Source organism: Pseudomonas sp. S9 (assembly GCF_000222125.1).
In the GTDB taxonomy this organism is placed as follows: Bacteria; Pseudomonadota; Gammaproteobacteria; order Pseudomonadales; family Pseudomonadaceae; genus Aquipseudomonas; species Aquipseudomonas segetis.
On sequence record NZ_AFFX01000004.1, the window covers coordinates 429,878 to 447,950 of the forward strand.

The 18,073-nt window shown below is 54.9% G+C and carries 21 protein-coding genes; 19 read left to right on the plus strand and 2 right to left on the minus strand.

Annotated features, from left to right (window positions below; all coding sequences use genetic code 11):
* The first annotated feature begins 8 nt into the window (after positions 1–8).
* The 19 genes from PSES9_RS0111160 to PSES9_RS24305 all read left to right on the plus strand — a co-directional run bounded on the left by PSES9_RS0111160 (position 9) and on the right by PSES9_RS24305 (position 16,529).
* Positions 9–239 (plus strand): hypothetical protein, encoded by a 231-nt coding sequence (locus PSES9_RS0111160; RefSeq protein ID WP_010486920.1) that lies wholly within the window; start codon positions 9–11, stop codon positions 237–239.
* 52 nt (positions 240–291) lie between these two features.
* Entirely contained in the window at positions 292–453 is a 162-nt protein-coding gene (locus PSES9_RS25060; protein ID WP_157998243.1) for a hypothetical protein, read from the plus strand.
* A 151-nt stretch (positions 454–604) separates the two neighbouring features.
* The gene (locus PSES9_RS0111170) at positions 605–1,357 is read left to right on the plus strand and encodes a DUF6651 domain-containing protein (protein ID WP_010486921.1); all 753 of its coding nucleotides are present in this window, start codon (positions 605–607) and stop codon (positions 1,355–1,357) included.
* Between the two features lie 61 nt (positions 1,358–1,418).
* Positions 1,419–2,567 (plus strand): P22 phage major capsid protein family protein, encoded by a 1,149-nt coding sequence (locus PSES9_RS0111175; protein ID WP_010486924.1) that lies wholly within the window; start codon positions 1,419–1,421, stop codon positions 2,565–2,567.
* Positions 2,568–2,624: 57 nt separating this feature from the next.
* Positions 2,625–2,936 (plus strand): hypothetical protein, encoded by a 312-nt coding sequence (locus PSES9_RS0111180; protein ID WP_010486926.1) that lies wholly within the window; start codon positions 2,625–2,627, stop codon positions 2,934–2,936.
* Between the two features lie 3 nt (positions 2,937–2,939).
* Positions 2,940–3,434 carry a DnaT-like ssDNA-binding protein gene (locus PSES9_RS0111185; RefSeq protein WP_010486927.1) on the plus strand — a complete coding sequence of 165 codons (495 nt, stop codon included), beginning with the start codon at positions 2,940–2,942 and terminating at the stop codon, positions 3,432–3,434.
* On the plus strand, positions 3,434–3,823 hold the full coding sequence (locus PSES9_RS0111190) for a hypothetical protein (RefSeq protein WP_010486929.1): 390 nt from the start codon (positions 3,434–3,436) through the stop codon (positions 3,821–3,823). The genes PSES9_RS0111185 and PSES9_RS0111190 overlap by 1 nt, the downstream gene beginning before the upstream one ends.
* Positions 3,820–4,398 carry a hypothetical protein gene (locus tag PSES9_RS0111195; RefSeq protein ID WP_010486931.1) on the plus strand — a complete coding sequence of 193 codons (579 nt, stop codon included), beginning with the start codon at positions 3,820–3,822 and terminating at the stop codon, positions 4,396–4,398. Before PSES9_RS0111190 ends, PSES9_RS0111195 begins: the two co-directional genes overlap by 4 nt.
* On the plus strand, positions 4,395–4,811 hold the full coding sequence (locus PSES9_RS0111200) for a phage tail terminator-like protein (RefSeq protein WP_010486933.1): 417 nt from the start codon (positions 4,395–4,397) through the stop codon (positions 4,809–4,811). The genes PSES9_RS0111195 and PSES9_RS0111200 overlap by 4 nt, the downstream gene beginning before the upstream one ends.
* Positions 4,812–4,913: 102 nt before the next feature.
* Complete coding sequence (locus PSES9_RS0111210) at positions 4,914–5,117, plus strand: hypothetical protein (protein WP_010486935.1); 204 nt, start codon at positions 4,914–4,916, stop codon at positions 5,115–5,117.
* A 98-nt stretch (positions 5,118–5,215) separates the two neighbouring features.
* Positions 5,216–5,863: a phage tail protein gene (locus PSES9_RS0111215; protein ID WP_010486937.1), complete on the plus strand. Its 648-nt coding sequence runs from the start codon at positions 5,216–5,218 to the stop codon at positions 5,861–5,863.
* Between the two features lie 53 nt (positions 5,864–5,916).
* A complete protein-coding gene (locus tag PSES9_RS23400; protein ID WP_010486938.1) occupies positions 5,917–6,228 on the plus strand; it encodes a phage tail assembly chaperone in 312 nt (103 codons plus the stop codon).
* A gap of 47 nt (positions 6,229–6,275) precedes the next feature.
* Positions 6,276–6,542 carry a DUF1799 domain-containing protein gene (locus PSES9_RS24550; RefSeq protein ID WP_029529505.1) on the plus strand — a complete coding sequence of 89 codons (267 nt, stop codon included), beginning with the start codon at positions 6,276–6,278 and terminating at the stop codon, positions 6,540–6,542.
* A 3-nt stretch (positions 6,543–6,545) separates the two neighbouring features.
* Positions 6,546–9,791, plus strand: a complete 3,246-nt coding sequence (locus PSES9_RS0111230; protein WP_010486942.1) for a phage tail length tape measure family protein — start codon at positions 6,546–6,548, stop codon at positions 9,789–9,791.
* Positions 9,791–10,654 carry a DUF2460 domain-containing protein gene (locus PSES9_RS24295; protein ID WP_010486945.1) on the plus strand — a complete coding sequence of 288 codons (864 nt, stop codon included), beginning with the start codon at positions 9,791–9,793 and terminating at the stop codon, positions 10,652–10,654. The genes PSES9_RS0111230 and PSES9_RS24295 overlap by 1 nt, the downstream gene beginning before the upstream one ends.
* 55 nt (positions 10,655–10,709) lie before the next feature.
* Positions 10,710–11,609 carry a DUF2163 domain-containing protein gene (locus PSES9_RS0111240; RefSeq protein WP_083840261.1) on the plus strand — a complete coding sequence of 300 codons (900 nt, stop codon included), beginning with the start codon at positions 10,710–10,712 and terminating at the stop codon, positions 11,607–11,609.
* The gene (locus PSES9_RS24300; RefSeq protein WP_010486948.1) at positions 11,606–12,031 is read left to right on the plus strand and encodes a C40 family peptidase; all 426 of its coding nucleotides are present in this window, start codon (positions 11,606–11,608) and stop codon (positions 12,029–12,031) included. The genes PSES9_RS0111240 and PSES9_RS24300 overlap by 4 nt, the downstream gene beginning before the upstream one ends.
* The gene (locus PSES9_RS0111250; protein ID WP_010486950.1) at positions 12,028–15,252 is read left to right on the plus strand and encodes a phage tail protein; all 3,225 of its coding nucleotides are present in this window, start codon (positions 12,028–12,030) and stop codon (positions 15,250–15,252) included. Before PSES9_RS24300 ends, PSES9_RS0111250 begins: the two co-directional genes overlap by 4 nt.
* The gene (locus PSES9_RS24305; RefSeq protein WP_010486951.1) at positions 15,249–16,529 is read left to right on the plus strand and encodes a DUF2793 domain-containing protein; all 1,281 of its coding nucleotides are present in this window, start codon (positions 15,249–15,251) and stop codon (positions 16,527–16,529) included. Before PSES9_RS0111250 ends, PSES9_RS24305 begins: the two co-directional genes overlap by 4 nt.
* On the opposite strand, the gene PSES9_RS24555 is transcribed toward PSES9_RS24305, so the two are convergent.
* Both PSES9_RS24555 and PSES9_RS25305 read right to left on the minus strand, forming a co-directional pair.
* On the minus strand, positions 16,515–17,678 hold the full coding sequence (locus tag PSES9_RS24555; protein ID WP_010486952.1) for an acyltransferase family protein: 1,164 nt from the start codon (positions 17,676–17,678) through the stop codon (positions 16,515–16,517). The genes PSES9_RS24305 and PSES9_RS24555 overlap by 15 nt on opposite strands.
* A gap of 114 nt (positions 17,679–17,792) precedes the next feature.
* Positions 17,793–18,073, minus strand: a 281-nt coding sequence (locus tag PSES9_RS25305) for a hypothetical protein (RefSeq protein WP_010486953.1), incomplete at its 5' end; no start/stop codon positions are given.

Genomic DNA, 18,073 nt, shown 5'->3' on the forward strand with positions numbered 1-18,073 from the left:
ATTGCCGCATGACTGAACGACCAAACCTGCACGTTATCCACGGAACCCCGGCGCCAGAAACTCCGGTTGAAACTGTGCGCAAGCGTGTTAAGGCAATGCCTAAGCCGCCTGAAATGCCTCAGTGCAACAGGTGTGGCGGGCGTGAGTACATCGAAGCCAAGATCGGCGCGGGCAAGATGGTGACCAAGCAAAGGTTATGCGTGCTGTGCCTGATGAAGGGCGAAAGGGTGGTGATGTAACTTCGGTTCGGGCAGTATTCCTGATGCCAATAACACAACAGGAATTTGCCAGATGGATGCAGACGAATTAAAAGCTTGGGACATGTTTGCCGCCGCCGCGTTAAAGCATACGACTGAGCGATATGTAACTAGACCTGAACTTGCTGCTGAGCAGGCAGCAACGTTTGCCGACGCAATGGTCGAAGAAAGACGCAGGCGAGAAATCGTCGAATAAGGACACCACAAGGCTCGCTTCGGCGGGCCTTTTTATTACCCAAAATTCAAGCCTCGGCAAACGCCGGGGCTTTTTTATGCCTTTGTTTCGGATGAGGCGGGGCGCAAGTGGCCGGATGGCCAGTCAATTGGGCGGATGCCCGGAGATCCACATGAAATTGAAACTCGATGAGCAAGGCCACGCGGTACTGCAAGACGGCAAACCCGTCTATGTCCATGATGACGGCAAAGAGGTGGCGTTTGATGCACCTGGAACCGTTGCCACGATTACCCGCCTGAATGGCGAAGCGAAGACCCACCGGGAACGCGCTGAGTCAGCAGAAGGAAAGCTGAAAGGCTTTGAAGGTATCGAGGACGGCGCAGCGGCTCGCAAGGCTTTGGAAATCGTAGCGAACCTTGACCAGAAAAAACTGGTGGATGCCGGTCAGGTCGAGCAGGTCAAAGCAGAAGCAATCAAAGCAGTACGGGCTGAATACGAGCCTGTGGTTGCAGAGCGCGATAAGTACAAGACCGACCTCTATAACGAGATGATCGGCGGGAATTTCTCTCGCTCGAAATTCGCGGAAGAGAAGGTGGCAGTGCCGCGCCATATGCTGCAAAAGACCTACGGGGATAGCTTCAAGATTGAAGAGGGCAAGGTTGTCGCTTATGACGGCAACGGCGCCAAGATCTTCAGTCGCTCGCGCCCTGGTGAACTCGCTGATTTCGATGAAGCGCTCGAGCTTCTTATTTCAAACGACCCATACCGCGACAACATCCTCAAGGGTTCTGGTGCCAACGGCAGCGGCGCGCCTTCTGGTGGTGGCGGTAACGGCGGCAAAGCAACTATGACCCGTGCTCAGTTCTCCGCCCTTGGCCCTGCCGAACAGGCAACAGCGGCCCGGGAAGCAACTATCACGGATTAACGCCCAATCCAAGTGATCCCAGGCCCGCATTTGCGGGCTTTTTCATTTCAAGGAGCCCGCAATGGCTAATACACTGACTAACCTCATCCCTGACATGTACGAAGCACTCGACCAAGTGTCGCGTGAGCTGACCGGCTTCATTCCGGGCGTCTCCCGCAGCTCGGAAGTTGCCCGTGCCGCCCTCAACCAGCAAGTAATGGTGCCGATCACCACTGCTGCATCTTCTGCCGACAACACCCCTGGCGTTAATGCGCCAGATACCGGCGATACAGTCGTGGATAACGTGGCTGTCTCGATCACCAAGTCCAAGCACGTTCCGGTTCGCTGGAATGGCGAGGAAACCAAAGGCCTGACCAATGCTGGAACGTTCAGCACCATTCAGGCTGATCGCTTCTACCAGGCGATGCGCACGCTGGTAAATGAGATTGAGGCCGATTTGTGGGGTGAAGCCTACAAACACGCTAGCCGTGGCTATGGCACCGCCGGCACTACTCCCTTCGGCACTGCCGCAGACATGACCGACTTTGCCGGCGTCCTGCGAATCCTGGAAGAGAACGGCGCGCCAACCAACGACCTGCAGCTGGCCCTTGGTCACGCAGCAATTGGCAACCTGCGCGGCAAGCAGTCCGGACTGTTCAAGGTTAACGAAGCCGGTTCCAGCGACATGCTTCGCAACGGTATGACTGACCGCCTGATGGGTATGGCGATTCGTCACTCCCATGCGATTGGCGTGCACACCAAAGGCACCGGTGCCAGCTACGTTACCAGCGGCTCGACCGCTGTTGGCGTGAGCGACATTGCGCTGGTAACTGGTACCGGCACTGTGCTTGCTGGCGACGTAGCGACCTTCGCTGCTGACACTGCCAACAAGTACATCGTCAATACCGGAGTTGCAGCTCCCGGCACCATCAGCCTCGGCAAGCCTGGTGCGCGCGTGGTCATTCCGACCGCCAACGCCCTGACTGTCGGCAACAGTTACACCCCGAACGTCGCCTTTGCGCGCTCGGCCATCGTTCTCGCGACTCGCGCCCCAGCCATGCGGGAAGGTGGTGACTCGGCAGATGACGTGATGATGAACACCGACCCGCGTACCGGCCTGTCGTTTGAAGTAGCCGTGTACCGTCAGTTCTTGCAGACCGTCTACCACGTCCGTTTGGCTTGGGGCTTTAAGGCCATCAAGCCAGAGCACACCGGTGTTCTGATCGGTTAATCAACCACAACGACAACCAGGGGCTTCGGCCCCTGCGTTGTTTCTGGAGATTGAAAAATGGCTGGACTTACTAAAGCACAAAAGGCGGAAAAGGCATTGCTTGCCAAGGCCGTCGAACTGAGCGGCGTAACTGCCGAAGAATTTGCTGATCTGAAAGAGGAAGAGCAGGCGGGTTTTATCGCTAAAGCTCAAGAGGCTATCGACGCCGATGAGGCAGAAGCCAAGCGCCTCAAAGACGAGGCCGATGCCGCCAAAGAGCCACAGGTCGACAATTCCCACCTGGTCAAAGTGGCCAAAGATGGCGAAGAGCTTGAAGTGCACCCGGCCTGCTTGGCTGACCATAAGCGACTCGGCTGGAAAGAGGCTTAATCCATGGCGCTGGTAATCGAAGACGGCTCTATCGTCCCCGGCGCCGACAGTTACTCGACAGTGGCCGAACTGGACGCCTATGCAACCAACTATGGCGTGACCATTCCGGATGACGATGCCGCCAAGGAATCCGTGCTTCGTCGTGCTTACCTTGAAATGAACGCCATGCCATGGAAGGGCGAGCCGGTAAGTATGGATCAAACAGGCGCATGGCCTCGGTATGACGTGTGCCGGGGCAGGTTTATCCTGCCGTCCGATTCCATCCCGCCAAGTGTTAAGCAAGGCCAGATGGCACTGGCAGCAGAGATTCATGGTGACGACCTGGTTGATCCCGATACCAAGCAGGGCGCAATCACCAGAGAAAAAACCGGTCCGCTTGAGACTGAGTACGCCACCATCAGCAAGTCGGCCAGCAAGCCTGCTGCAACGCGGCAGAGTTATGCGCAGTTCACCGGCCTGCTTGAGTCGTCCAATCAAATCAAACTGGTGCGCGGCTAATGGCAGACCAATACGACCGCGCCAAGGCCCAGGCTGCGCGCATGCTTGCGCCCCGTAGCCGTGGCGGTAAAGGGCTGGAAATGACCCTTCGACATACAGTCAAGGGCAGCTATATACCTGGCGGCACAGCCAACCCTGACACAGTCACTGACTACCAAGGTTCGGCATTTCGTGACACCTACAAGCTGCAGGATATCGATGGCAGCTTGATCAAGGCAGGGGACGTTAAGTTTCTGGTATCGCCGGTTTTGCTGGACGAAACAGATACTCCTGAGCCGGTAACGCAAGACAAGGTAATTTTCGACGGTGACACCTATACCGTTGTTGGGGTCGTACCGTGGAACTACGCAGGCCTTGCGGTTGGCTTTGAAGTCCAGGCCCGCAAGTGAGCTTTAGCCTGGACATAAGCCGATGGGTTGAGGAAAAAGCCAAAGGCAACATGATTCAGGTTGTGCAGAAGGTATCGATTGACGTTATCGGCGCTGTGATCGACCGCTCACCGGTCGGTAACGCTGAGCTTTGGGCTGTAAACCAAGAAGCCGCGCAGTACAACTTTGAGGTGATCCGGTTCAACGATTCACTTCGCCAAGACCCTGCGAACCTGAATAGGGAAGGCCGCCTGAAGAAGGGCCGCAAGGTCAATGACAGCATGGACATTATCAAGCCGGATGGATATGTCGGCGGACGGTTTCGCGGCAACTGGCAGGTCACCTTTGAAACCAAGGCTACAGGCCAGCTAGACCGGGTCGACCCGCACGGCGCCGCCACTAAGGCGGATATGGCCGGCACGGTAATTCAGTTCAACGCCGGCATAGGCACGATTTGGGCGGTAAACAATCTTCCGTATGGACCTCGGCTTGAGTTCGATTCTTGGTCAAGCCAGGCCCCCAATGGGATGGTCCGGATCACTATCGCTGAATTCCAGCAATTCGTTAATAAAGCCGTAGCGAGCCTAAACAAATGAGCCAGAGCTTAATTCGCCAGCTGTTCGAGTCGCGGCTGGCATCGTGGGCGGCTGCACGGGTGCCATCCATACGGGTGGCTTACCAAGACGTTGAGTTCACCCCCGCATCGGGTGAAATCTATCTGCGCTGTTTCGTCCTGCCGTCATCAACTGGCAGCGAAGACCTTGAAGGCGTGCACAAGATTTACGTAGGTGTTTGGCAGGTCAACATAGTGACGCCATCCGGTTCCGGCATGGGGGCCGCAGAAAGCCTTGCCGCCGAACTGCAGGCGCTATTCCCGAACAATCTACCGCTGACCAGCGGATCTTTCACTGTAAGCGTTCGCACACCACTGAGTATCGCCCAGGGCCTGCCTGACGGACTCAACACCATTACCCCGACTTCGCTGACCTATCGAGCGGACACGATCTAGCCATGAACGAAATCACCAAAGAGTTGCACCGCAACCTGATCCGCGCCGCGAAGGCTGCAATTGCTGCCTGGGAGCGCTGGCTGAAAGCGAAGGAAGAAGATCATGCAGAGTAAAGATTTGCCAGCGGCACGAGCTGAGCTTGAAAGCGAGATGAGACAGTCATTAACGGCGCTGATGGATTTCTTCAAGAGCCGGTCAGGCATCGGTGTCGGGGCGATTGATATCCATTTTGTTGATGCTCGCACCATTGCCGACCCTTGCGAGGTGATGGTTATCTCGTCTGTCGATGTAGAGCTTTCCCTGTAACAAAACCCACGCTTCACCGGGCACGCCATCTAGTCACGCCTTCGGGCCCCGCTAGAACGCACGCCTCCCCGGAAATTCAATCCGAGGAGGTAACACCCATGAGCGTATCGCTCCCAAACGGCGCAGTAGTCGCTATCGCAGCTTCGTACGACGCCCCTGTATCCGTAACAGCCATCACTAATGCCAATCCAGCGGTTGCAACTGCAACTGCGCACGGCCTAACTGATGGCGACCTGATCGAAGTAACTTCTGGCTGGTCGCGCCTGAACAGCCGAGTGGTTCGTGTCGCTAACTCCGATACAAACACATTCGAACTGGAAGGCATCAATACTTCCGATACGAATCTGTATCCGGCGGGCGGTGGCATTGGCTCGGTCAAAAGCATCGCGACGATGACGCAAATCACCCAGGTGCTGGAGTTCACCACCTCGGGCGGTGATCAGCAGTTCGTGACCTACAGCTTCCTTGAGGAAGACGTAGAGCACCAGATCCCGACCGTCAAGTCTGCATCCAGCTTTGCAATGACCATCGGTGATGACGCCTCTCTGCCTTGGTATGCATTGCTGTCTGCTGCCAACGATGACCGCGTACCGCGCGCCGTTACGGTGACCCTGCCAAGCGGATCGCTGATCGCATACAACGGCTACGTAACGCTGAACAAGACACCAACTCTGACCAAAAACGAAATCATGGGCTTGCAGTCCACGGTATCGCTGACGTCTGAGCCGGTGCGCTACTCAGCTTAAGTGGCCAAAACCAGCCCTCCCTGTGAGGGCTTTTTTACGCCCAAGGAAACAACATGACCAAGTTTAAGCTCGATGCAGACCCGACCTTTGAAGCGACTGTAGATATCCCGGTACCAGGTGGGAAGTCAGCGCCAGTCAAGTTCACGTTCAAGCATCGCACCAAAGATGAACTGGCAGAGATGTTTGGCCCGAAAAGCAAGCTGAGCAACGCGGAAACGGTGCTGAAGATCGTTGCTGGCTGGGACCTGGACGATGAGCTAAACGAGGCCTCAATCAACAAGCTCGAGCAGAACTATCAGGCTTCCATTAACGCCATCGTCAACAAGTACGTTGCCGAAATCGGCCCGGCCCGCCTGGGAAACTAAAGGCGGCTGCCCGAAAGCTCTACGAGAAGGGCACAGATGATTCCGAACTGGCCCGCTTCGGCTTCAGCCGCGAAGACTATGGCGAGAGTGATGCGTTTGGCGTTTGGCCAGAGAACTGGCAGGCGTTCGGCGTATTCATGACGCTTGGGACCCAATGGCGAATCGGTATGTCCGGGCCAACTGGAATCGATTACGCCGTTCTTAACGATGTATTCCGCTTAAACCAAATCCCCAAGGCCGAAAGGCCCGACACATTTGCAGCTATCCGCGTGATGGAAGACGCGGCGCTGCGAGTTATCCATGAGAAGGACTGAGCAATGACTGATATCGCGAGCTTAGGTTTCTGGATCGACACCACCGATGTTAAGGGGGCCGAGTCAGACCTTGACCGCCTGGCCGCCACCGGTGCGAAGACAGAAGCCGCAGCAAAAGGTGTCGGTAATGCTTGGTCTGGCGTGGGGAGCAAGGTCAGCGGCGCGAATAGCGCCATCAAGTCAACCTCAACCGCAGTGCAGCAAGGGAATGCCGCACTTAAAGCGCAACAAGTAGAGCTTGGTAAGCTGCTTGGGCAGATTAATCCGGTGGTTGCTGCCCTGGGGCGTCTGGACGACCAAGAAGAGAAACTGCGCAAGTTCAAAGGCAAGGGGTTGATCGACTCTGAAACCTTTAATGAATACAAGGTCAGGATTGACCAGGCGCGCACCAGCCTTACAGCAGTAGATGGGACTATTCGCAAAACTGGTGTTTCTTCTGCGCAGACCGCTCAGGCGTTACGCCAGCTCCCGGCCCAGTTCACCGATATTTTCACCAGCCTGGCCGGCGGGCAGAGTCCTTTATTGGTTCTGATCCAGCAGGGCGGGCAGATCAAAGACTCGTTCGGCGGGATTGGTAATACATTCCAGGCGCTGAGCGAGCAAGTGCGTGGCTTCTTTGGTGCGTCCGCGTCCTCTACCGCCGGCCTGAGTGGAAGCGTTGCCAATGCGACGGCTCTAGGCTCTGCGCTGTCTGGTGTGGTTGAGCAGCAAGCGGCCATGGCTGCCGGTGCCGGCGATGCAAGCCAAGGCCTGACAGATATTGCGGATAGCGCCAACGCATCGGCAGAGGCGGTGGGCAATGCGCAAACAGCGTTTGCCGGGGCAAGCACGATTGGCTTTGCAACTGTTGCCTGGCTGGCCGCAGCTGCAGCGGCTGCTGTGGCCCTGGGCGTTGCCTATAAGCAGGGAAGCGATGAGTCGACTGCCTATAACAAGGCGCTGATCCTCACTGGAAACATAGCGGGCACCAATGCTGAGAAGCTGGACAGCATGGCCAAGGCCATTGACGACACGGTTGGTACGGAACGCCAGGCCGCCGCGGCGCTGACAGAGGTTGCGGCATCTGGCAAGTTTGCCGCCGATCAGATCCAAGGCGTTGCCACTGCCGCTGTCGCAATGAATGACGCGACTGGGAAGGCTGTATTTGAAACGGTCAAAGAGTTTTCGCGCCTGGCGGACGAGCCAGCCGCGGCGTCTGCAAAGCTGAACCAGCAATACAACTACCTGACCGCATCAATCTACGAACAGATTACCGCGCTCGAGCAACAAGGTGACGCTGCTGGCGCTGCTCAGCTGGCGATTGATTCCTTTGCAGACGCAATGAATCAGCGCTCAAATGAGATCCAGGGCAACCTTGGACTGATTGAGGGTGGCTGGGAGAACATCAAAAGCGCTGCTGCCGAAGCATGGGATGAAATGCTCGGCGTTGGCCGCCCCCAAACACTTGAGGATCAGCTTGCAGCCCTGAACGGCGGCAATGGTGTCGCGTCTGGTGTCGGTAGCGTGGCCGCCAACTATGCGGTGCTTGGGCCAATCGGCGCAGCTAAAGAGCTGTATGACCGGATAACCCCAGTACTCCAGGCGCAAACCGAAGAAGGTCGCAAGCAGAACGACCTGAAACGCATCAATCTTGAGCTGTCGATACTCCAGCGCGATACAGAGTCAGCCTGGCAGGGCGAGCGCGCCAAGGTGAATGCCGCCGCGGTAAGCGCTCAAGATCAGCTAAACAAATCACTGCTGAACTCTCGCACCAATGCCGAGAAGCTGACAGCCGAATACGCCAAGATCGACAAGTTGGTGAAGGATGCCGCCGCCGGAGGGGTGACCTACACCGACAGCCAGATCGCACAACTGCGCGCGGCCGCACAAGAGCAATTCAAGGATAATGCGCCAAAGGCAGCCAAGGCTACGCCTGCTTACCGTGATGATGCGGCCACTCAAATGCCGCTTACCCTGCGGAAGCAAGAAGCCTCGCTTCAAGAGCAGATGAGCAGCGAAACCAAGCTGACGAATGAGAAAAGAAGGCGGGCAGAGTTGGAAGCCGAGATAGCCGAACTCAAGACAAAAGACACCCTGACCGCAGATCAACAGTCTCTGCTGGCCAATCAGGATGCCATCCGGGCCCAGCTTGACCAAAACGTTGCCCTGGCTGACGCGGTCAATCTCCATAAGGAAATGATTGTTGAGCAAGGGAAGTATGCAAGCTTCCAGGCGCGCATTAACGATCAGTTGAACCAGGCGCGTAACAACCTTCAGTTGCAGGCAGCATCGTCAGGCCTTGGCCAGAAAGATGCTCAGCGGTTGCAGGATCAAATCCGCATTCAGCAACAGTTCGAACGCCAGAAAAACCAGATTCAAGAGCAGTTCAACAGCGGCGATATCAGCCAAAACCTATACGACCAAGAAACGCAGGCGCTTAGCGCGGCGCTGAGTGAACGGCTCACCCTCCAGCAGGGCTATTACTCTCAGCTGGACGAGGCCCAGGCCGACTGGCAGACAGGCTATAGCTCTTCAATGGCCGACTTCTTCGACGAGCAGCGCAATATTGCGGCCACGACTTACGACATCGTTACCAACTTGATGAATGGTGTTACGGACGGCGTCAGCAACAGTTTGGCCAGCGCAATAGTGAGGGGCGACGATCTCCAGGAGTCGCTGTATAACGTGGCTCAGACCGTTGAAACTCAGCTTTTGGCATCGCTTATTAAGCTGGGAACTCAATACGCCCTAAACGCAACGCTTGGTGAAAGCGTTGCTGCTGCAACCAGTGCTGCGTCCATTGCCCAGGCAGCAGCAATCGCCGCCGCGTGGGCGCCTGCCGCAGCAGCCACATCCCTGGCCTCGTTCGGCGCGAACGCCGCCCCTGCAGCCGCTGGCATCGCAAGCACCAACGCCTTGGCTGCAACATTTGCAAGCGGGGCCGGCTTTAAAACTGGTGGTTACACCGGTAATGGCGGCATCAACGATGTGGGTGGGGGGGGCCACCGCAAAGAGTTTGTGTTTTACGCAGCCGAAACATCACGGATCGGTATCGACAAGCTCGAATCCATGCGCGCAGGTCGTGATATTGCCACTGCAAGCGCACGCTCCAGCGGATCAGCCAATGATTCGAGCTATATGGGCGGAACCAACCAATACAACACGTTCAACTTTCCAGGCATTACTGATGCACGCGAAGCCAAAAAGGCTACAGCGCAGGCTGCCCGCGACTTTAGCCGGGTCGCCGCTGGTACAAGGAGATACAGCTAATGCCGTTCTTGAACGAGCGATTCCCCGAGAATATAGATTACGGCAGTGGCTTTGCCACCAAGTTTGCCACAACCATTGTCACGGTAGCCGTTGGGGAGTTCGTTTCACGCCTTCACCCGTTCCTGATGACGTCCTTGAATGTGGACTTCCTCCGGCAGCGCGAGGAAGTACTGAACAAAATAATTGACCTGAACATGAGGGCGGGAGGCCCATACAAGGGCTTTCGAGTAAAAAACTTCATCGACTTCTCAAGCAATGCCTACCGGGTTGCGCCAACACCACTTGACCAGGCGATGCTGGCGGTTGGTGCAGGGGTTTATCAGTTGGTGCGCTGGTATGGATCATCGGCAGACCCTGAGTGCTCGCGCCGACTGATAAAGAAACCAGTCTCAGGCTCGGTAGTCGTTGCGGTAGGTGGCCCGACCTATCCAACTGCCCAGTACAGCGTCAACTACAACAACGGCTTGGTGACCATGGCCGCCAACAAGACGCGAGCAATCACAGCCATATCCCAGGCATCAAGCGCGACACTGACAGTCGGCACCAACACCTTCGCTATTGGCGATTCGGTTGTGGTGTCTGCCGTTTCCGGCATGACGCAAATCAACAACCTGCGCGCCCTGGTAACCGCAAAGCCCAATTCAACATCGATCACCATAGCCATCAACTCATCAGCATTCAGCACTTACACCGGCGGGGGAACGGTTCAAACGCAGCCGATCAACTCCGAGGTTGTCAGTGCTGGATTCTATTTTGATATCCCTATGCGCTTTGACGCCGACCTGGGCGGGGTTTTTACCGGCCCAGGTGTACTGGCTGTATCGAGCGTTGGGCTCATCGAAATCCTCAATCCCGACGAATAACAAACCCCATTCAAACAAACCCGCCTAGTGCGGGTTTTCTCGTTTCTGAGGCCCTATGAAATCACACGTCGCTGACTGGCGTACGCGGGTTTACTGCGTCCGAATAATGGCTACTGACGGCAGTGCCGTGCGCTTTACGGCATACCCGACTGATCTGGCCATGAGTAACTCGCAGTTTTACAAGGCCGACTCTGGCTATGAATTTAGCGGTGTCGCCGCATCTTCGACGTTTGCCAGCAGCTCAGTCGACCTTGAAGGGTTCATGACTGGCGCTGTCGGCCTGCTATCGCTGCAAGAGGTCAGTTCGGGCGTCTGGGATAACGCCAGGGTTTACGCCTTTGCAACCAGCTGGACATTGCCGATCGAGGATGAAGAGCCGCTTTGCTGCTGCATCCTCGGCAAGGCCGATATCACCAAAAACAACCAGTACAAAATCGAAATAATGGGGCTGATTGATGTCTTGAGTCAGTCGGTCGGCCGCACATATACCGCCCAGTGCGGCGCTACGCTGTTTGACCAGAACATCAATGGCAACATCATCCCCGCCAACGCCAGTCGCTGCACTGGCCCTCGCTCGGCCCCTGACGGCCCGAATATCGCCGACTACATCGTATCCGGAACCATTACCTCGGTTACCGACCAGTACATGTTTACTGACTCGTCGCGCTCCGAGGTTAATGCCTGGTTCGACTATGGCGAGCTGCACTTTATTTCTGGCGAGAACGCCGGCCTGGCGCCGATCCGGGTCAAGGCCTACACCGCTGGTGGCGTGATCTTGTTGCAAGACGCCTTGTTCTACCTGCCGCAGCCCGGCGACGAGTACGAAATGATCCCAGGCTGTGACAAGAACCATGATGGCGATTGCGTCAACAAGTACGGCAACGGCATTAACTTCTTCGCCTTTCCGCACGTTCCGGCACCATCCGAATACACCCAAGTAGGGCGTGGCGCATGACCGGCGCTGATGTTGTGTCAGCGGCCATGGACCTGCTCAAGGTTCCGTTTCGTCATCAGGGCCGGAACAAGCTGGGTGTTGATTGTGCCGGCGTGCTTGTCCACTGCTTCCAGGCGCTCGGCCTGCCGCACTTCGATACCCAGGGTTACCCGCGCACCCCGTATGACGGAACGCTCGAAAAGATCCTTGATGCGCAGCCATCCCTAAAGCGCATACCGGTCAGCGAGGCCCGCGAGGGTGATGTGCTGGTTATGCGAATTAGAAAAGAGCCGCAACACATCGCCATCCACGCGGGAATGCACCACGGCGCCGCGTACATCATTCACAGCAGTGAGCAGTACGGCGTCGTGGTTATGCACAGGGCTGACGAGCTTTGGCGTGCCCGGGTTATCCGCGCCTACCGCATGGAGCGACCAGCATGAGTTCAGGCAATCTTGTTGGCGGCGTAGTAGGCGCGGCAGTTGGGTTTGTTGCCTCCGGCTTTAACCCGGTAGGTGCTGCATATGGGTTTGCGATTGGGTTTGCCGCCGGCGGCCTGCTCGACCCGCCAAAAGGCCCAACGGTCGAAGGTCCGCGCCTATCTGACCTAAGCCTGCAGACGAGCACATTCGGCAGGTTCCTGGCTCGCTTTTACGGAAAGCTTGCAGTCACCGGAAACATCATCTGGCTTGAAGGCAACAAGCTCAAGGAGACCGTCAAAAAGAAGAAGCAGGGCGGCAAGGGCGGTGGCGGCGGTACAACGACCAAGACCTACACCTACTCGGCAACGTTCGCTATTGCCTTGGGTGAAGGCCAGCTTGCCGCAGTAACGCGAATCTGGTGCCGCGACAAGCTGCTTTACTACGCGGGAAGTGATGACCTCGAAACCATCATCGCAAGCAACCAGAGCGCGAGCGGATGGCGTTTCTATCCTGGCTCAGACGATCAGTTGCCAGATCCGCGAATCGAGGCAGAGAAGGCCGCCGGCCCCCCCCCGGAAATCCCCGGCACGCCCTACATCGTTTTCGATGACTTCCAGCTTGAGGATTACGGAAACACCCTGGAAGGTGCGCAGTTTAAGTTTGAGTTGTTCACCGCGCGTGGCGATCTTGATCGCGAAGTTGATTACCTTGGCATTCCGGTTAATCAGGACTGGTACGGCGCTGGCTATTCCACAAGCTTCGCCTCTGCCGGTAACCAGTACGACTCTGAGGGGTTCTCGAACTATGTGGCCGGAAAATACCTGACTGGCGGTGTTACTTGGATTCGCACTATCAGTGGCTTCTTGGAAACACAGCAGCTGATATGCCCGATATTTCAGGAGTTCGGTACAGTCGACCCGGTGGCAAACAACCTGGCATCGAACAAGTACGCGTTCAGATACCGAGAGCAGTACCTGTGCATCGGCAGCACTACCGCTTGCGGTTATTACAACACTGGGGCTTCACGCTTCCCTGTGTCGGTGATCGATGCGTCTGATGCGTCCTGCATATTTGTAAGCGAGTCGGGTTCAGGACTGATTCACAAGGTTGTTCGCTGCGAGACTAACGATGGCGGTCTGACCTACACCAAAACCCATGAAGTGACGACCTCCGTCCTAAGCAGCATTGCCGAGGCTGATGGCCTTGTTTATGCCTTAAGCGGTGATGGCGGCGATATTGATATCAGCGTGTTCAATGCTGATGACTTGACCCTGGTTGACTCTTACTCACTTTTTCACGGGTCAATATTCTCACTGCAACCCAATGGCTCAGCCATTTCAATCCGGCAGGGTGAAATGGTGGTAATCCAAGACGTATCAAGCTCGAGCGTTCCGATACTTCGAATTGACCTTGAGTCAAAATCTATCTCCCGTGTTGGCACCATCCCGGTTTCATTCTCAGGGCTCACCAAGCCTGAATACTTTGCAGTAACTCGCTTTGGGAGCCTGCTGTACCTGGCGCAACGCTCGGTTACTGGGCTCTACAACTTTCAGCGGGTTAGCCTTGAGCTTGATTCGTTCACAAGTGAACTCACCCCGCTGGCTGATGTGATCGTAGCGGAAATGCAGTATTCGAGCCTGATCACTGCTGGAGATATCGACACCTCGCTCATCACAGACAATGTGCGCGGCTACCAGGTATCGGGCGGCTCCATCCGCTCAGCGCTCGAGCCGTTGCAAGGCGTATGGCCGTTTGACGTGATCCAGTCCGGGTACAAGCTCAAATGCGTTCCGCGTGGCCAGGCCAGTGTAGCGACGATTCCATGGGAACACCTTGGCGCCAATGATGGCGACGAGCCAGGCGACCTGCTGAAGCAGTCGCGGGAAATGGACACCCAGCTTCCAGCGTCGACACACATTAAATACTGGGACGTGAATCGCGAATACGCCCAGGGCGAGCAGTATGCAGACCGCCCCGGCACTTCTGCAGTAAACCGGGTAGACCTTGAAGTTGCACTTGTGATGAATGCGCAGGAGGCCGCCCGGGCTGTTGATGTGCTGCAGGCCTTGCGATGGCTTGAGCGGATCGACTTTGAGGCATCCTTGCCGCCGATCTATTTGGCGCTCGAGCCTGCTGACGTCATCACGATTCTTTATAAAAACGCAACGTATCAGTTGCGAATCAAGGAGAAGAACGACACGCCGTCAGGTATTGGCCAGTGCAAGCTGGTCCCGAACGCGCCGTCGATTTACACCACCACCGCCAAGGGTGCAGAGGGTGTAAGCCCGCCTGGCACTATCCCGCTGGCGGGACCGACGATGCTGGCGCTGCTGGACATTCCCCTGGTTGACGAAATAAGCCAGAACGCGCCTGGCTTTGTGGGTGTTGCCTCCGGATACACCGATGGTTGGCCGGGAGCCCTGGCTGTCCGCTCTGCTGACAATGGTCAGACGTGGGATAGCCTCCAAGCGTTCACCGGCAAGGCCACATTCGGGCTGGCCTTGAACGTGTTACCGGCAAGTCCTGGCTATTTGGTCGACCAGCGAACGCTGAACGTAAGCCTGTTGTCGGGTGACCTAGAAAGCATCACATACGATCAACTGCTCACTGGTTACAACTACTGCGCCTATGGCGTTAATGGTCGCTGGGAGATTGTCAGGTTCCAGAACTCGACGCAGAACGCAGACGGCAGCTATACGCTAAGCGGCTTTGTGCGCGGCGACAAGGGAACGGAGTGGGCGACAGGCCTACACCAGATCGGTGATGCCTTCGTGCTTCTTGATGATCCTGATAACGCCTTCATAGGGTCGGCCGTTCAAACAATCGGGCTTGAGCGCTTATATCGTGGCGTGACCCAGGGCGCATCGATCGACAGTGCCAGCGATATCCCATTCACTTACAACGGCGTCAACCTTGAACCTCTATCTCCGGTGGACGCCAGGGCAACCCGGGACGGCTCCGGCAACCTGTCGGTAACCTTCGTGCGCCGCTCAAGGCTTGGCAGTACCTGGTGGGGCAATGGCGTAGACGCCCCAATAGGTGTAACAACTCAGGCCTATGAAATCGACGTAATGAGGGGTTCGACCGTCAAGCGCACGATAACCGCTTCAACACCAGCATTCAGCTACTCAGCCGCCAACCAGACTACCGACTTCGGCTCTGTCCAGGCTTCCATAACTTTCAGGATCTATCAGCTCAGCGATACAGTTGGGCGCGGGTTCGTGCGTGAGGTGACTTTGTGACAACGACTAAATTGGGCCTTACCGAGACAGCTAACGGCCAAGCCAACTACCTGAACGTGAATACGGCCTTGTCGCGCCTTGACCAGCTGGTATTCGCCCGAGTAGTTGATCGTGATCTATCGGCGCCCCCAGGCTCCCCGGCTAACGGGGCGATGTATATCCCGGCCGCAACCGCTACGGGCGCATGGGCTGGTAAAGAGAACAACCTTGCATGGTGGCTTACAGATGCGAACCAGTGGTTTTTCTTAGCTCCAGCTGAAGGCATGGGGCTCGTTTATGTGCTGGATGAAGATGAATTCATTTATCACAACGGTACTGCGTGGACTGTGTTCTCAGGCGGCGGTGGCGGCGCAACAGACGCTGCTGATGTGAGCATCGCGGATGCTGGGGGTTATTTTTCTTCCAGCGACGTTGAGGGGGCCCTTCAAGAGCTTGGTGCGGCATCGGCCCCATCGCTGACAAACCCGATGAGAACAGCCGGAGACATTATTGTTGGCGGTAAAGGTGGGACGCCCGAAAGACTCGCTAAGGGCACTGACGGCCAGGTTTTAAAAATGGTTTCCGGGTCTCAGGCATGGGCGGCTGAAAGCGGCGGTGGCTATATTGACAAAAGGATGATGTGGGGCCTGCGGATGGTGTGGGTTTCTGGCTCTTCGATAAAAATAGAGCCGGGCGCTGCATATCTAGCTTCAACTGCAGCGCAGATTGAGCTGGCAAGTGACCTGACCATAAGCCCAACCATAACCGGCGACCAATTTTACCACCTCTACATCTACGACAACTCTGGCACAGCCAGCGTAGAGTGTGTTACGACGGCACCTGCTTCATACTCAGGGCCGGCAATGCAAAAAACAGGCGATAACTCCAGGCGATATATCGGGTCTGTCCTTGTTAAAAGCGGTGCGTTTGTGAATTTTTTACATATAGATAATGAGGTTTTTTATAGAGCCGGGCAGGACAGTTCGCCATTTCGAGTTGTTTCTGGCGCAGTAAATACCACCGAAGCTTCAGTATCAATTTCATCCGTTTTGCCTGTGAGCGCTAAAGTTGCAAAACTTAGAATTATAAGCACGTCTACAGCAGGTATATTTAATGTTGGCGTGCCAGAAGATAGCCCAGCCGCCCCGGTAGGACTGATTCAGGTAGACCCCAAATCAAACGTGATATACAGCATGCCTTGCGAAAGCAGGCAAATCACATATGCATTTTCTGCAGCTGGCGGCCCAACAGCAGGCGCTGGATATGTAGACGTGCATGGATACTCATTTTTTAGATGACAGATTGCAAATTTGGTTTGCTATCTTTTGGGTTTTATCCATTGAAGGTTTTTCAATCATAACAAATGTTATGGCTGAGATTATTACGACTGCAGGTGCTATAGCAAATATCAAAATCCAGTACTGGTAGGGTGTAAGTTCAATTGATGTTTCGCTATTGATTATGAAGTTGAATGTTGTGAATAGTATTAACCCATGTAGCAGATAAATGCTGTAAGCCATTTCCCCGAGAACTCTTGATGTTTTCCATGAGAGAACTCCAAACAGATTATTACCCCCAGAAATTCCGAAAAATACTAATGAAAGAATTAATATTTGTATGTTGCCATGAGAAGACTGGTATGTGGTTACTAAAACGTATAATAGTATGATTATAAATGCAGAATATAATCTTGAACTAGATAGGCCGGTCATGATTTTCATGTGATGCAGCGCGGCGCAAAGCATACCGTCTATGAATGTTTTTATGTGTATCGTCGCGGGATCAAATACAGTATATATAAGCAAGACAACAGCCAAGCTAACGGCGGCTGCCGTAAGATTCCTTGAGAGCCCAGTAGTCAAGGCTATTAGTGGTAGTGAAAAATAAAAAAGCCATTCGTAGGGTAGGCTCCAGGTAACACCAGCCATTATTAATGATGTGTGTTTTACATTATTAATATCTGGTGCTCCAGGTATAGTAAATAGAACCCATTTTGTTGCATCTATAAGTATTGAGCTTAAGCCTGTTTCAATCTTCCAGTTAGTTTTAATGAAAACGAATAAGAGTAGAATGCTGATTGCAAGAAGATATAGCGGGACTAAGCGCATAAATCGTGATGTGTATATGTAAGTCCAGCTTATTTTTTTGTCTCTGCTGCTTAGTATTTTTGAGTAAAACAAAAAACCAGTGATCATAAAAAATAAAGCAACACTGCTTTGACCTAAGTGTGAAAACAGATTGGAAGGCGGCAGCGCCCAGCGCCCTTCATGTAGATAGAAGTACCAAATCGAAGAATGATGAAGGAAAACGAAAAAAGCCAAATAACCCCTCATGCCGTCGATAGCTGTGTGGCGATGGCTTGAATCATGAACAGGAACAATTTTTTGCACGCATAACGCCGCAGTCAAAGCTATGCCTGTAGCTATAGCTACAATTGCGATATTCATGGGTAACATTCAAAAAAATCTATGATTGGCTATCGGACGCCAGATTCTATATCTAGGCCAGTGATTGGTCACTAATCCAATTAACGATGAAGGCTTTCCAATGGCTGGATCTGGTCAATAGCTCGCCTTATCGGTTCCAAACCATTTAACCCGATAGACAGGCACGCCGGCCGCTTCTGCTGCTTTTCTCAGGCTGCCGGTGTCGGAGTCACCCGGGAAGGCGACCATGCCGTCAGGCTTTAGCTCGAGCATGGACCTGTTCCGGGCTTCGTCTGCTTTATCGCCCAGTGTAGAACGCTGAGCCTCGACAACCGTGCAGGGTATGCCCAGGCTCTTTGCCCATGCCGCCGTGAGCTGATCAGTGCCCCGGTCGTTGCTTCGGATTATCTCGGCTA

Coding starts and splice junctions, on each gene's coding strand:
- PSES9_RS0111160 (WP_010486920.1), top strand. CDS start 9: ATGACTGAACGACCAAACCTGCACGTTATCCACGGAACCCCGGCGCCA.
- PSES9_RS25060 (WP_157998243.1), top strand. CDS start 292: ATGGATGCAGACGAATTAAAAGCTTGGGACATGTTTGCCGCCGCCGCG.
- PSES9_RS0111170 (WP_010486921.1), top strand. CDS start 605: ATGAAATTGAAACTCGATGAGCAAGGCCACGCGGTACTGCAAGACGGC.
- PSES9_RS0111175 (WP_010486924.1), top strand. CDS start 1,419: ATGGCTAATACACTGACTAACCTCATCCCTGACATGTACGAAGCACTC.
- PSES9_RS0111180 (WP_010486926.1), top strand. CDS start 2,625: ATGGCTGGACTTACTAAAGCACAAAAGGCGGAAAAGGCATTGCTTGCC.
- PSES9_RS0111185 (WP_010486927.1), top strand. CDS start 2,940: ATGGCGCTGGTAATCGAAGACGGCTCTATCGTCCCCGGCGCCGACAGT.
- PSES9_RS0111190 (WP_010486929.1), top strand. CDS start 3,434: ATGGCAGACCAATACGACCGCGCCAAGGCCCAGGCTGCGCGCATGCTT.
- PSES9_RS0111200 (WP_010486933.1), top strand. CDS start 4,395: ATGAGCCAGAGCTTAATTCGCCAGCTGTTCGAGTCGCGGCTGGCATCG.
- PSES9_RS0111210 (WP_010486935.1), top strand. CDS start 4,914: ATGCAGAGTAAAGATTTGCCAGCGGCACGAGCTGAGCTTGAAAGCGAG.
- PSES9_RS0111215 (WP_010486937.1), top strand. CDS start 5,216: ATGAGCGTATCGCTCCCAAACGGCGCAGTAGTCGCTATCGCAGCTTCG.
- PSES9_RS23400 (WP_010486938.1), top strand. CDS start 5,917: ATGACCAAGTTTAAGCTCGATGCAGACCCGACCTTTGAAGCGACTGTA.
- PSES9_RS0111230 (WP_010486942.1), top strand. CDS start 6,546: ATGACTGATATCGCGAGCTTAGGTTTCTGGATCGACACCACCGATGTT.
- PSES9_RS24295 (WP_010486945.1), top strand. CDS start 9,791: ATGCCGTTCTTGAACGAGCGATTCCCCGAGAATATAGATTACGGCAGT.
- PSES9_RS0111240 (WP_083840261.1), top strand. CDS start 10,710: ATGAAATCACACGTCGCTGACTGGCGTACGCGGGTTTACTGCGTCCGA.
- PSES9_RS24300 (WP_010486948.1), top strand. CDS start 11,606: ATGACCGGCGCTGATGTTGTGTCAGCGGCCATGGACCTGCTCAAGGTT.
- PSES9_RS0111250 (WP_010486950.1), top strand. CDS start 12,028: ATGAGTTCAGGCAATCTTGTTGGCGGCGTAGTAGGCGCGGCAGTTGGG.
- PSES9_RS24555 (WP_010486952.1), bottom strand. CDS start 17,678: ATGAATATCGCAATTGTAGCTATAGCTACAGGCATAGCTTTGACTGCG.